Source organism: Streptomyces sp. NPDC001933, from assembly GCF_042890955.1.
GTDB lineage: Bacteria > Actinomycetota > Actinomycetes > Streptomycetales > Streptomycetaceae > Streptomyces.
Genome location: NZ_JBIASS010000003.1, coordinates 438497 through 452572, shown reverse-complemented (window position 1 = coordinate 452572; position 14076 = coordinate 438497). Strand labels below are relative to the sequence as shown.

Sequence of the window (14076 nt, the reverse complement as noted above, 5' to 3'; positions counted from 1 at the left end):
GCCCCCCCCCCCCCCCGGGCCGCCCCCCCCCCCCCCCGCCCCCCCCCCCGGGGGGGGGGGGCGGGGCGCCCCGCCCCCCCCCCCCCGGGGGGGGGCCCCCCCCCCCCCCCCCCCCCCCCACCACCGGCGTATCCGCTTACGGTCGTCCCGCTGTGAGCCGCCATTCCAACGGCGGCCGCCCACAAGGGAGATCGGGGGTGTGCTCGTGCGGATCGGACTCCTCACCGACGGTGGTTACCCGTATGCCGGCGGTGAGTCCGGACTCTGGTGCGACCGTCTGGTGCGCGGGCTCACGCAGCACGAGTTCGATCTCTTCGCGCTCGGCCGCTCCGCCGAACAGGAGGAGCGCGGCTGGGTCCCGCTCCCGGCGCAGGTCGGCCGGGTACGGACGGCACCGCTCTGGACGGCCGACGAAGACGTACGGGGCACCCGGGCCCCCAGGGGGCTGCTCGCCCGGATGGTGACCGGCGGCGGCGCCCGCCCGTACGGACGGCGCGAACGGCGGCGCTTCGAGGCGCACTTCGCGGCGCTCGCGGCCTCGGTCTGTGCGGCGGGCGCGGGGGGCTCGGGGAGCGGCGAGGACGGTGCCGCGAGTACGGGGGAACCGGGCGGCGAAGGGCGTACGTCCGTTGCGGACGCGCAGTTCACGGACGGCCTGTACGGACTCGCCGAACTGGCCCGCGAACACGGCGGACTCACCGCGGCCCTCCGCTCCGAAACCGCCGTGCGGGTACTCGAAGCGGCCTGCCGCGCCCCGGGCACCGGGCGCACCGTCCAGACCGCCACCGTCCCCGACCTCCTCGCCTTCGCCCGGGAGCTCGACCGGGTGCTCCGCCCCCTCTCGCTCGACTGGTACGACGAGGAGGGCCTCGGCGCGGTCGACCTCTGTCATGCGACGTCCGGTGGCGCCGGCGCACTGCCAGGACTGCTGGCCAAACGCTTCTTCGGGGTGCCGCTGCTGGTCACCGAACACGGCGTGCGGCTGCGGGCGCACTACCTCGCGGCGACCGACACCATGCTGAACGCGCCGGTGCGCGCCCTGCTCGCCAACCTGCACGGGCGGCTGGCCACCGAGGTGTACCGGCAGGCCGCGATCATCACCCCGGGCAACACCCACGCCCGCCGCTGGCAGGAGCGGTGCGGCGCGGAGCGGGAGAAGCTGCGCACCGTCCACCCCGGCATGGAGTCCGACCGCTTCACGGCGCTGGGGGAGAGCGGCGACAGCGGTCCCGACGACACCCTGGTCTGGGTCGGGCCGATCGAGCCGGCCAAGGACCTGATCGCACTGCTGCACGCCTTCGCGGAGGTACGGAAGGCCGAGCCGGACGCCCGGCTGAGGATCATCGGCGCCCCGGCCCGGGGCACGGAGGGTGCGGAGGGCGCGGAGGGTGGGGCCTATCTCGCGCACTGCCGGGCGCTCGCCGCCCAGCTGTTCCCCGACGAGGCCACGGACGCGCACGCCATCGGGGACAACCCGGTCTCCTTCGAGGAGCTCGGCGAGGCAGAGGTACCCGAGCTGACGGACGCCTACGCGGCGGGCGGGGTCGTCGTCCTGTCCAGCGTGACGGAGGGCTTCCCGACCGGTCTCGTCGAGGCGATGTTCTGCGGCCGGGCCACGGTGTCGACGGATGTCGGCGCGGTCGTCGAGGTCATCGGCGGCACCGGGCTCGTGGTGCCCCCGCGCAACCCCCGGGCTCTGGCCGACGCCTGTATCGCGCTGCTGCGCGACCCCGAGCGCCGTGCACGGCTCGGAGCGGCGGCGCGCGCCCGCGCGCTCGAACTCTTCACCGTCGACCAGAACCTCGCGGCATTCCGCGGCATCTACCTGGAGCTGATCTCGCACGCCCCGGTGCGCAGGGAGGCCGAGGCAGTGGACGCCGACGGCGAACCGCGCCCGTTCGCCACCCCGCCGGAGGCGCGGGTCCCGGGTCCGTGGACGGTCTCGGGCGCCGCCCCGGCCGGCCGCACGCCCAGCTGGGCCGCCGCCGGGCCCCGGACCGTCTGCGCGGGAGCGCGGGGAGCGGGTGGCGGCGATGCGTGAACGTGAACAACGTCCGCAAGGACAGGGGCAGGGGCAGGAGCCTGCCGGGCCGGGACGAGGCGGACCGCAGGGGTCCGGCGCGGCCGACGACGATCACGGAGGAATCACCATGGGCCGCCCGACCGAGGCGTCCGACGCACCTGCCGCTCCGACCACCGGCGGAAGCTGGGACCTCCGCTCCCGGGCCCTGGTCTCCGAGCCGTCCCTGGCCGGGGACGCGGGCGAGGACGCGGGCGGGGGCACGGAGCCGGAATCGGATCCAGCGGGGGCAGCGGGGACGGCTGGGCCGGCGGCGGCGCCGGGGCCGGGCGTGCCTGCGGTGCCGTCCGAGCCTGCGGGGCTTTCCGAGCCTGCGGTGTCATCCGAGTCTGCGGCGCTTGCGGGGACCCCCGGGACTCCCGCAGCTTCTGAGCCCCCCGCAGCTTCTGAGACCCCTGCGGCTTCTGAGACCCCTGCGGCCCCGGAGATCTCCGCGACCCCCGTAGCCACCGGTGACCCCCGCCCCGCCCGCGCCCCCGAGATTGCGCGCCCCGTGCCCGCGCGTCGGCTCAACGCCTCGCGCCGTGGCCCCGCCGACCCCGTGAAATCGCTGATGCACCGCCACCGCGAGCTGTGCGAACGGGCCGTCGATCCGCTGGAAGTCGCCGCCGGGCTCGAAGCCAATGGCGTCACCGACCGCTCAGCCGCCCGCTACCGGCACCGCGATGTCTTCTCGCTCGCCGAGGAGCTGTTCGCACGGGTGCCCGGCGTGGCGGCACAGGCCACGACCGGCCCCGACGCGCCGGAGCGCGACATCGCGACGCGCGCCGCCTGGTCGCTTCGCGCGCTGCTGCCGGGCGCCGCCTGCATCGCGACCGTCGGCGCACTCGGACTCACCGAGGGGGCGCTCGACGGCCGGGCCCGGCTCGCGATCGCCCTCGCCGGGGCGCTCCTCGCACTCACCGGGCTCGCGTTCAGCCTGCGCAGCGGCCCCCTGCACGCCGAAGGCCGCTCCTCGGGCACGGCCAACGTGTACGGCTGCTGGCTCCTCGGCTACGTCATGTACGGCGAACCGCTGCTCGACCAGGTGCTCAGCGGCGGCCCCGAAGGCCCCTGGGAGGTCACCCCCGCACCGCTGCTGGGCCTGGCCCTCGCCCTCGCCCCGGCCACCTGGTGCGCCCACCTCTTTGACGTACACGCGCACCGCCGGCTCATCGGCAGCCGTGCGCTGGAGGAGTTCGCCGCGGGTGTGCGCCCCCTGCTGTTCGGGGCCGTCGCACTTCATCTCTGCGCCGTCGCCGGTCTGCTGTACCTCGCGCACCTGGCGTACGGGGGCGGCGGGGCGTTCGTCGGGGCGGCCGCTCTCGGGGTGCTCCTCCTGCTGGCCCGGCTGCTGACCGTGCACGGGTTCCCCGAGCTCGCCGCCGGCGGACTCGCCTTCGCCTGCGTGGTCGAGGCGCTCGCTCCCGCGCTGGTCCTGGCCGGGCGGCTGCCCCATCTGCACTTCCTCGCCCGCCCCGTCGACCTCCTCGTCATGACGTCCGGCACCGGATCCGTACCCGCCATCGCGTGCGGGGGAGCAGCGCTCGGGCTGCTGATCGCCGCCACCGTCGTCCTCTCCCGGGCGTCCGCCCACACCACCACCACCGGCCGGCCGGTCGACGAAGGCCCGGCCGCCGCTTAACCACAGCCGCACCACTGCCATTGCACGCCCCGCGGAGCCGACGCCGCGGGTCATTGCCCCACAAACACACCTCACTTCTCAAGGAGACACCGGACATGACCCCCCAATCCCCTTCACCGGCAGCTCGCCGTCGGCGCCGAGGGGGCGCGCGATGAGGGTGCTGCTGCTCGGAGCCAACGGATTCCTCGGCCGGTTCGTGGCCGACCGCCTGCTCGCCGACCCTGCCGTGCACCTCACGGCGCTCGGCCGCGGCGACGACGCCGACGTACGGTTCGACCTCGCCAGCGGGAGCCCCGGCGCGCTGACCCGTTTTCTGGACGCCGTCCACCCCGGAGTGGTCGTCAACTGCGCGGGCGCCACCCGCGGCGGGGCCCGCGATCTCACCCGCCACAACACCGTCGCCGTCGCCACGGTCTGCGAGGCGATGCGGCGCAGCGGCTGCACGGCCCGGCTCGTCCAGGTCGGCTGCTCCTCGGAGTACGGGCCCTCGCAGCCCGGCTCGTCCACCGCCGAGGACGCGATTCCGCGCCCCGGCGGCCCGTACGGCGTCAGCAAGCTCGCCGCCACCGAACTCGTCCTCGGCTCCGGCCTCGACGCGGTGGTGCTGCGGGTCTTCTCCCCGGTCGGTCCGGGCACCCCGGCCGGTTCCCCGCTCGGCAGGCTCGCCGAGGCGATGCGCCGGGCCATGCAGTCCGGCGACGGCGAGCTGAAACTCAGCGGCCTCGGCGTGCAGCGCGACTTCGTGGACGTACGAGATGTCGCCCGCGCCGTGCACGCCGCCTCGCTCTCCGCCGCCCAGGGCGTCGTCAACATCGGCACCGGCCGCGCCGTGCGCCTGCGGGACGCGGCGGCCGTCCTCGCCAGGGTCGCCGGGTACGCGGGCGCACTCCACGAGCTCGACGCGCCCCCGCCCCGGCTGCCCATCGGTGCCCCGCGCACCTCGACCGAGTCGGTCATCGAGCACCTCTCGGCGACCCCGTCCCCCTACCCGGACGGCTGCGGCGCCTGGCAGCAGGCCGACGTCCGCACTGCCAGGGACCGGCTCGGCTGGCGCCCCAGGATCAACCTGGAGGAGTCCCTCGCCGACATCTGGATGGAGGCGGCGTGCCGTATCTGACCAGTACCGGAACGGCTCGCCGGACCGGCGGCGCCGAGCAGTTCGGTTTCGGCGTGCCCGGCTACGCGCACCCGCTGCTCGCACCGGCCGAGTGGGCCGAACTGGCCCGCCCCGGAACCCCGCTGCACTGGGCCGTCCTCAACATCGACGACGGCCCGGGCGCCCGCCCCGATCCGCACTGCCTGGAGGCCGCGGGCCGGCTCCGCAACGCGCGCGAGCGGGCCGTGCACGGCGAGGATCCGCGCGACTCGGTCCGTGCGGCGGGCGGCCGGCTGCTCGGCCATCTCGATCTGGCCTTCGGCAGCCGCCCCTTCGGGGAACTGATCGCCGACGCGCAGTCGTTCCTCGACTGGTACCGCGTCGACGGCTTCTATCTCGGCCGCTGCCCGGCCGGGCGCGCCGAGCTGCCGGCGGTGCGCCGTCTCACCAGCACACTCGCCACGCTCCTGGAACACGGCGACCCGCCGTACGGGGAGGGGAGCGGGCCACTGGTGCTCGGGCTGGGCACCCATCCCCACCCCGGCTACGCGGAGGCCGCCGACCAGCTGGTCACCTTCTGCGGACCGTGGACGGACTACCGCTGGTCGCAGGTGGCGGAGTGGACCGCCTCCTATCCGCCGGAGCGGTTCGCGCACTTCGTCCACGGCGTTCCGCGCACCCACCTCGACGAGGCCATGCGCATCGCCCGCTGGCAGGGCGCGGGCACGATCTTCTTCACGGACCGAGACGGACAACAGGGGCAAATCGATCCATTCGCGGCGCTGCCCAGGTACTGGGACGAAATCGTCTCGCGGATCGGACCTGGTATCTCGGAATGAGGAGGAGCGTGGCAGTGTTACGGCAAGAACAACCGTACGTAGATGAAGTACGTAGAAACCGACCACCTGCATTGTTGAGGTTCCTGTGTCGCTGCCACCCCTGGTCGAGCCAGCTGCTGAGCTCACCGTCGACGAGGTCCGCAGGTACTCCCGCCACCTGATCATCCCGGATGTCGGGATGGACGGACAGAAGCGGCTGAAGAACGCGAAGGTGCTCTGTGTCGGCGCCGGCGGTCTCGGTTCGCCGGCCCTGATGTACCTGGCCGCGGCCGGTGTCGGAACGCTCGGCATCGTGGAGTTCGACGAGGTCGACGAGTCGAACCTGCAGCGCCAGATCATCCACAGTCAGTCCGACATCGGGCGCTCCAAGGCCGAGTCCGCCAGGGACTCGGTGCTGGGCATCAACCCGTACGTCAACGTGGTCCTTCACGAGGAGCGGCTCGAAGCCGACAACGTGATGGACATCTTCGCCCAGTACGACCTGATCGTGGACGGCACGGACAACTTCGCCACCCGCTATCTGGTCAACGACGCGGCCGTACTGCTGAACAAGCCGTACATCTGGGGCTCGATCTACCGGTTCGACGGCCAGGCGTCCGTCTTCTGGTCCGAGCACGGCCCCTGCTACCGCTGCCTCTACCCGGAGCCGCCCCCGCCGGGCATGGTCCCCTCCTGCGCCGAGGGCGGCGTGCTCGGGGTGCTCTGTGCTTCCATCGGTTCCATCCAGGTCAACGAGGCCATCAAGCTGCTCGCCGGTATCGGCGACCCGCTGGTCGGCCGGCTGATGATCTACGACGCCCTGGAGATGCAGTACCGCCAGGTCAAGGTCCGCAAGGACCCCGACTGCGCGGTCTGCGGCGAGAACCCCACCGTCACCGAGCTCATCGACTACGAGGCCTTCTGCGGCGTCGTGTCCGAGGAGGCCCAGGAGGCGGCGCTCGGCTCCACGATCACTCCCAAGCAGCTCAAGGAGTGGATCGACGCGGACGAGAAGATCGAGATCATCGACGTCCGTGAGCCGAACGAGTTCGAGATCGTCTCGATCCCGGGCGCGAAGCTGATCCCGAAGAACGAGTTCCTGATGGGCAACGCCCTCCAGGACCTCCCGCAGGACAAGCGCATCGTCCTGCACTGCAAGACGGGCGTCCGCAGCGCCGAGGTCCTCGCGGTCCTCAAGTCGGCGGGCTTCGCCGACGCGGTGCACGTGGGTGGCGGCGTGATCGGCTGGGTCAACCAGATCGAGCCCGAGAAGCCGGTGTACTAGGCACTGGTACGAACGCATCGAAGGGGCCGGTCCGCAGCTGCGGACCGGCCCCTTCGTCGTGCTCCGGATCGGTGCTACGAGCAGGTCTTTCCGTCGTCCGGGACCATCCCGTCGAGGAAGTACGCGTCCACCGTCGACGTCACGCAGGAGTTCTGGCCGTACGCGCCGTGCCCCTCGCCCTTGTTGGTGAGCATGATGCCCACGCCCTTGCCCAGCTCGTCCGCCATCTTCCGGGCACCCTCGTACGGCGTCGCCGGGTCACCGGTCGTGCCGACGACCAGCACCGGACCGGCGCCCGGAGCGCTCGCCTCCGGGTTGTCGTGCTCACCCTCCACCGGCCACTGCGCGCACCAGCCGGCCGTGTCCCACGCCAGGAACGGGCCGAACACCGGGGACAGCTTCCGGAACTCCGGCAGCAGCGCCCTGGCCTCGGCCGCCGTGGGCCGGAGCTTGCTGTCCGCGCAGGAGATGGCGCGCTGCGAGTGGTTCTGGGTGTCGTAGTGGCCCTTCTTGTCACGGCCGTTGTACGAGTCGGCCAGCTGGAGCAGCATGTTGCCGGTGCCGCTCTTCTCGGCCTCGTCCAGCGCCTGCGTCAGGAACGGCCAGTTGCTCTTGGCGTAGAGCGGCGTGACGATGCCGGTGATGGCCAGCGACTCGTTGAGCTCGCGGCCCGAACGGGTCGGCAGCGGCTTCCGGTCGATCCGCTCCAGCAGCTTCGTGATCCGCTGCGTGCCCGCCTTCGGGTCCTGGCCGCGGTCCTTGAGGTAGTTCTCCAGCGCCCGCTGGAAGCCGGTCGCCTGGTTGCGGGCGTGCCCGATCGTGTCCGCGGTCGGGTCGACGACGGCGTCCAGCACGGTGCGTCCGACGTTCGGGGGGAAGAGGTGCGCGTAGGTGCCGCCGAGCTCGGTGCCGTACGACATCCCGAAGTACGTGAGCTTCTTGTCGCCGAGCACCGCACGGATCAGGTCCATGTCCCGGGCGGCGTTCGTCGTACCGACGTACGGCAGGACCTTGCCGGAGCGGCGCTCGCAGCCGGCGCCGAAGTCCGCGCCGTCCTTCATGAACGCCGTCTCCTCGGCCGCCGTGTCCGGGGTCATGTCGACCTTCCGGTACGCGGTCTCCTGCTCCTTGTCGGTGCGGCAGCTCACCCCTTCGCTGCCGGCGACCCCGCGCGGGTCGAAGCCCACCAGGTCGTAGCGGGAGTTGAGGTTCTCGTACGAGCCGGCGGCGCGCGGCAGTATCGAGACGCCCGAACCGCCGGGGCCACCGAAGTTGAACAGCATCGAGCCGAGGCGCCGGCCGGTGTTCTGGGCCTTCTTGCGGATCAGCGCGATCCCGATCGTCTCGCCGTCGGGCTTCGCGTAGTCCAGCGGCACCCGGACCGTCGAGCAGCGCCAGTCGGATCCGGGGGCGCTCTCGCCCGCGCGGGCCTCGCAGCCCTTCCAGTCCAGCCGCTGGGAGGTGAGGGCGGCGGGCAGCCGGGGGGTGCCCGGCTGCCCGTCCGAAGCGGTGGACGGACGGCCGGCCGAGGACGCGGGATCGCGGTCCGTCCGGTCGGCCGCCTTGTCGTCCGTACCCCCGCCGCAGCCCGCGAGCAGACCCGTCAGCAGAAGTGCGGCGCCGGCCAGAGCCCCGGCGCGTGCGTGTGCGACCACGTGTGCGTCCTCCCCGATGTTGCCTGTACTCGCGGCGTACAGATGTGCCCGTACCTGCGACGTACAGAAAGTCCGCCCATGCTAGGTGTTGCCTGGCGGGGACGCGCCGTTACTTGCAGACGGTCCCGGCGGCCGGAACCTTTCCGTCCAGCAGGTAGCCGCCCACTTCCCTCTGCACGCAGGCGTTGCCGCTGTTGTACGCGCCGTGCCCCTGGCCCTTGTACGTCATCTCCACACCGACGCCCTCGCCCAGCGCGTCGGCCATCGCCCTCGCGCCCTCGTACGGCGTCGCCGGGTCGCCGGTGTTGCCGATGACGAGGATGGGGGCCGCGCCCGGGGCGCTGACGTCCGGGGTGTTCCAGGCGCCCGGTACCGGCCATCCGGTGCAGAACATCAGGGACCAGCCCAGATAGTTGCCGAAGATCTTCGAGGCGGACCGGAACTCGGGGAGCTTGGCCTCGGTCTGGTCCGCGTTGAACCGCTGCTTCGAGTCGGCGCAGTTGATGGCGGTGTTGGCGGCCGTCGAGTTGTCGTACTGGCCGTTCTGGGAACGGCCGTTCAGCGAGTCGGCGAGGGCGAGCAGCAGCGCGCCGTCGCCGCCGTCGGCCTCGTCGATCCCCTGCTCCAGCAGCGGCCAGGTCTGCTTGGAGTAGAGGGCGGCCGCGATCCCGGTCGTCGCCAGGGTCTCCGTCAGCTGACGCGAGCCGAGCCCCGGGACCGGCTTCTTCTCCAGGCCCGTGAGAAGGCCGGAGATCCCCTGCTCGACCTCCTTCGAGGTGGCACCGGGAAGCCTGCACGCCTCGCCGCGGTCGACGCAGTCCTGGGTGAAGTTGTCCAGCGCGAGCTGGAAGCCCCGGGCCTGGCCGAGCGAGGACTGCTCGAAGTCCTGTGTCGGGTCGATCACCGCGTCCAGCACCGACCGGCCTACGTTCTTCGGGAACAAGTGGGCGTAGACGCCGCCCAGTTCGGTGCCGTACGAGATGCCGAAGTAGTACAGCTTCTTGTCGCCGAGCACCTTGCGCATCAGATCCATGTCGCGGGCGGCGTCGGTGGTTCCGACGTACGGGAGCTGCTTGCCGGAGTTCTTCTCGCAGGCCGCGGCGAAGTTCTTGGTGCTCTTGACGAGGGTGTTCACCTCCGCGGGGGTGTCCGGGGTGCCGTCGATCTCGAAACGGGCGTCGAGCTGCTTGTCGGTCTCGCACTCCACCCCGTCGCTGCGGCCCACGCCGCGCGGGTCGAAGCTGACCAGGTCGTAGCCGGCGCGGAGCTTGTCGTAGTCGGCACCGAAGGCGGGCAGGGTGGCGACACCGGAGGCGCCGGGGCCGCCGAAGTTGAAGATGAGGGAACCGATCCGCTTGTCCGGGTTCTTGGCTCTGGCCCGGATCAGGGCCAGCTCGATCGTCGCGCCCTCAGGCTTCGCGTAGTCGAGCGGGGCCCTCATGAACGAGCACTCCCAGGGGGTGCCGCCGGGCAGCGGGGTCGGCGCCGCCCCGCCGCCCTGCGCGGCGGACGGGGCGGGGCAGGGCTTCCACGCCAGCTTCTGGGAGGCGAGGTCGCCGGAGCTGCTCGCGTCGGCGGCGTTCGCCGCGAGCGGCGAGCTCTGCGGCCCGTCCGGGCCTTCCTTGTCGCCGCTCTTCGAGCAGGCGGTGATGGGCAGGAGCACGGTCACGGCGGCGGCCAGCGCGGCGGCACGCAGGGCAGGGGAGGTCCTCATGGCCCCATGGTGCGGCGGGAACCGGGACGCTGCACGGAGCACCGGTCCAAGCGGGTGGCGGGCGGCCGGGCCGTCCCCCGACCGGCCGTGCGGGTCGTCCCGCACGGCGGCTGAGGAGGTGTCAGAGCTCGCCCTTGCGGGTCAGATGGTTGAAGCAGAGCCAGCCGGGAAGCACCGGCAGCCACAGCGTCAGCAGCCGGAACAGCAGCACGGCGGGTGCCGCGACCTCCTTCGGCAGGCCGACCGCGATCAGACCCAGTGTCAGCGCACCCTCGACCGCACCCATGCCGCCCGGTGTGGGCGCCGCCGACCCCAGCGCGTTGCCCGCAAGGAAGACCACCGCGATGCTGGCGTAGCTGAGGTGCGGCACGTCCGGACCGCTGAACGCCCGGACCGAGGCGTCCAGGCACATCACGAACATGCCGGTCAGCAGCAGCATCCCGCCGATGCCGGTCAGCAGTTTCTGCGGCCGCTGCACCACGTCGAGCATGCGCGGCACGACCCCGGCGAACAGCGAGCGCACCCGCGTCACCACGAACTTCCGCAGGAACGGGACCGCCGTCACCACCAGCACCAGCACGGCGACGGTCAGCAGCCCGGCGATCACCGTCCTGGACGGGGTGAGCGAGGACGGCGTCCGCTCGGTGCCGGTCAGATAGCCGAAGGCCGCCAGCAGCAGGATGTGGCAGCCGAGGCCGAACAGCTGCGAGGCGCCGACGCTCGCCACGGCGAGCCCCGGACGTACCCCGGCCCGCTGGAGGAAGCGGGTGTTCAGCGCCACACCGCCGACCGCGGCCGGGGCGACGATCTTCACGAAGGAGCCGGCGACCTGGGCCAGCACCGTCTTGCCGAACGGCACCCGCTCGGGCACGAAACCCAGCAGGCTCATCGCCGCGGCCACGTAACTGAGGGCCGAGAAGCCGACCGCGGCCGCCACCCAGCCCCACTCCGCCTGCTCGACGACCGCGCCGAAATCGGCCTGGGTGACCTGCGAGATGAGGAAGTACGCGGCGATCGCACCGGCGATGCAGCTGAGCAGGGTGCGGGCCTTGATGCGTTCCAGCCGCACCGGCTCGACCGGGGCCTGCGGCCGGATCAGCAGCACCTGCTGCCGCATCTGGGCGAGCAGGTCCTCCTCGCGGGCCTCCTCCAGGGCGTCGTCCAGGGCGCGCTTCTCGGCCTGCTTCTGGTTGCGCAGCGCCTTGCGGTCGCTCCTGCGGTCGGCGTCGGCCGCCCCGTTTTCGTGCGCCCTGGCCCGCTTGGCCGCGTCCGACGCCTCCAGCACCGCCTCGCGCTCCCGCTGCGAGCGCTCCCGCGCGAGCCGGCGCAGCGCCGCCCGGGTGGAGCGGCTCAGCGCGATCGGCTGGAGCAGCGGCAGACAGTCGGCGACCGCGTCCGGACCGAGCACTTCCAGCGCACCGGCGACGGCCCGCTCGGCACCCACCCGCAGACCGGTCGTGGTCAGCAGCTGGGCGACGTCCATCCGCAGCACCAGATCACCGGCCGCGATCTCGCCACCGCGCAGATCGGTGACGAACACCTTGCCGGAACGATCCACCAGGATGGCGTCGCCGGTGAGCCTGCGGTGCGCGATCCGCCGCGACTGGAGCGCCTTCACCTGACGCCACGAGCCGTGCAGCAGCTCGTCGGTGATCTCCGAGTCCTCCAGCGCGTCCAGCGAACGGCCGCCGATGTGCTCGTACACCAGCATCACGGCGTCGGGTCCGAGCTCGGACGTGGCGATCAGCTTGGGCGCGTTGGCCCCGGCGGCGATCGCCGCGTAGGCGAGCAGCGCCTCCTGCTCCAGGGCCTGGCGCAGCGACTGGATGGAGCGGCGCTGGGTGATGCCGCGCAGGGTGAGCCTGCGCCACAGCCGGTAGAAGAAGCCCTGGGCCTGCTGCTCACGGTCGACGACCGTGACGTCGAGCGGTGGCCCGTCCTCCAGGGAGACCAGATAGCGGCGCCCCCGGTCGCTCTGGTCGGCCGAGTCCGGGGTGTCGTCGGCGCGCATCGCGCTGACCGGGCGGAAGCCGACATGGCGCAGACCGGCCATGAGGTGCTGACCGGTCGGCCGTACGTTCGGCGAGCCGACCGCGTACAGCGTGCCGTACGCGACGGTCCAGCCGATCAGCACGGTGAGGATGATCGAGAACGGGGTCGTGTAGCCGCCGACCAGCATCGCGAACGCGTCGAGCAGCAGCACCACCCACAGCACGACCCGCCAGCGCGGCCGTCTCGCCATGCCGACCGCCGTCATGTACGCGATCACCGGCGCGAGATAGCCGTGTACGGGATCGGTGAGCGCGTCACCGGGCTGCGGCTGGGTCAGCGCGTCCTGGATGGTGCCGGGGGCCGAATTGGCGACCCAGAGGTCGGTGGCGAGCGTCACGCCGTGCGCCAGTACGGCGGCGAGCACCCCGTCGGCGATCCGCAGCCCGTCGCGTTTGATCAGCCGCTCGATGGCGAAGGCGACCGGGACGAGCAGCACGGCGATGCTGGAGACGAGACCGGCCGTCTTGATCAGGACGTCGGGCGCCTGACCGGTGCCCTTGTTGATGTCCTGTTCGAGACCGGTGGTCGTGCCGTGGGCGAACGCGGCGATCGAGAGCAGGACGACGATCGCCAGGACCCCGATGAGGAGCCGCATCAGATCGGAGGGGCGGTGCACACGGGCGGGGAGCAGCGGTTCGTCGCCGGAGACGCGTTCGGCCTGCTCCTCCGTGGCGGACGAGAGCGTCGAGCCGGTCAGATGTCCGGGAAGCTCCGCCTGCTCGGCATCGCGCTTTGCGGGCACGGACACCGGCTTTCCGGGCTCGGTGCCGGGCTTCGCGGCGGGCGCGCGGGAAGCGTCCGGCCGCGGCTCGGCGTCAGGGGCGTCCGCCGCCTTCGGTGGCTGCACGCCCTGCTCCTTCGTCGCCTCTGATTGGTCTTCGTGTTCTCGTATCACCGGTCACCGCCCGCACGATGGTGGCACGGCCCGACGACGCAGGGGGGCATCAGGGTGCACTGCACGGGCATGGGAACGGACACACGAACGGACATGGGAAGCGCAAGATACGCCCCTTCGCTTCCGCCCGCAGGTCCTGTGACCGGACGCACACGGACCGGGCCGGGATGTCGGTGGCGTACGGCAGGATGGGTCGGATGAGCCAACACCGCACGAGCGGCGACGGGGCGGGCGACGACGGGACGGGCGACGACCGCACGAGCCACGCACTGCCGGATTACGTGGAGCGCGTGCTCGACGTCGCCGAGCTGATCCCGCCCGGCCGCGTCATGACGTACGGCGATGTCGCCGAGTGGCTGGACGAGGGCGGGCCGCGCCAGGTCGGCCGGGCCATGTCGCTGTACGGGGCCGCGGTGCCGTGGTGGCGCGTGGTCCGCGCCGACGGGGCACTCCTCCCCGGACACGAACTGCGGGCGCTGGACCACTACCGCGCGGAGGGCACCCCGCTGCGCGAGGCGTCGCGAGGCGCGGAGGGCCACCTGCCGCGCCTCGACATGAAGCGGGCGCGGTGGGACGGCGTCACCGCGGTCGGGGGCGCGGACCGGGACAAGGGCGGAGGTGCTCACACCTGACAGCTTCCGCCATCCGGCGGCACAGCGGGCGGCACCGGGGCCGTACGACGTCCCCGACTTCCGGGAAGTGACCCAGGGTGCGCAGGCGGTGATCGGGAGTGCATGAAATGTGACCGGCGGCAAGACCTGTGGCATGTGACGCGACGGGATCGTGGCCGCGCGGAGTGACGCGCGGAGTGACGAAAAGCACGGCCGGACGCCGGACCGGGCTCGCGGCGGCGTCCG

Annotated in this window: 9 protein-coding genes; 6 read left to right on the top strand and 3 right to left on the bottom strand. The window is 72.6% G+C overall.

The genetic code is table 11. From position 1 onward, the window contains the following. The first annotated feature begins 205 nt into the window (after positions 1-205). From ACFYY7_RS09810 to moeZ, 5 genes are all read left to right on the top strand, one after another. Positions 206-2041, top strand: coding sequence for a DUF3492 domain-containing protein (locus ACFYY7_RS09810; protein WP_388659781.1), 1836 nt, complete (start codon positions 206-208; stop codon positions 2039-2041). A 532-nt stretch (positions 2042-2573) separates the two neighbouring features. Then, entirely contained in the window at positions 2574-3704 is a 1131-nt protein-coding gene (locus ACFYY7_RS09805) for a hypothetical protein (RefSeq protein WP_388659203.1), read from the top strand. A gap of 151 nt (positions 3705-3855) precedes the next feature. After that, a complete protein-coding gene (locus ACFYY7_RS09800) occupies positions 3856-4821 on the top strand; it encodes an NAD(P)-dependent oxidoreductase (protein ID WP_072483872.1) in 966 nt (321 codons plus the stop codon). After that, positions 4809-5639: a spherulation-specific family 4 protein gene (locus tag ACFYY7_RS09795; RefSeq protein WP_388659200.1), complete on the top strand. Its 831-nt coding sequence runs from the start codon at positions 4809-4811 to the stop codon at positions 5637-5639. The genes ACFYY7_RS09800 and ACFYY7_RS09795 overlap by 13 nt, the downstream gene beginning before the upstream one ends. An 85-nt stretch (positions 5640-5724) precedes the next feature. Next, on the top strand, positions 5725-6903 hold the full coding sequence (gene moeZ, locus ACFYY7_RS09790; RefSeq protein ID WP_388659198.1) for an adenylyltransferase/sulfurtransferase MoeZ: 1179 nt from the start codon (positions 5725-5727) through the stop codon (positions 6901-6903). Between the two features lie 74 nt (positions 6904-6977). Here the strand turns inward: moeZ and ACFYY7_RS09785 are convergent, their stop codons facing one another. The 3 genes from ACFYY7_RS09785 to ACFYY7_RS09775 form a co-directional block, all read right to left on the bottom strand. Further along, positions 6978-8558: an alpha/beta hydrolase gene (locus ACFYY7_RS09785; protein ID WP_388659195.1), complete on the bottom strand. Its 1581-nt coding sequence runs from the start codon at positions 8556-8558 to the stop codon at positions 6978-6980. Positions 8559-8667: 109 nt separating this feature from the next. Then, on the bottom strand, positions 8668-10272 hold the full coding sequence (locus ACFYY7_RS09780) for an alpha/beta hydrolase (protein ID WP_388659192.1): 1605 nt from the start codon (positions 10270-10272) through the stop codon (positions 8668-8670). 121 nt (positions 10273-10393) lie between these two features. Beyond that, positions 10394-13171: a lysylphosphatidylglycerol synthase domain-containing protein gene (locus tag ACFYY7_RS09775; RefSeq protein ID WP_388659189.1), complete on the bottom strand. Its 2778-nt coding sequence runs from the start codon at positions 13169-13171 to the stop codon at positions 10394-10396. 245 nt (positions 13172-13416) lie between these two features. Here ACFYY7_RS09775 and ACFYY7_RS09770 point away from each other — a divergent pair, with 245 nt between their 5' ends. Continuing rightward, positions 13417-13851 (top strand): MGMT family protein, encoded by a 435-nt coding sequence (locus ACFYY7_RS09770; RefSeq protein WP_388659186.1) that lies wholly within the window; start codon positions 13417-13419, stop codon positions 13849-13851. Positions 13852-14076: the final 225 nt, after the last annotated feature.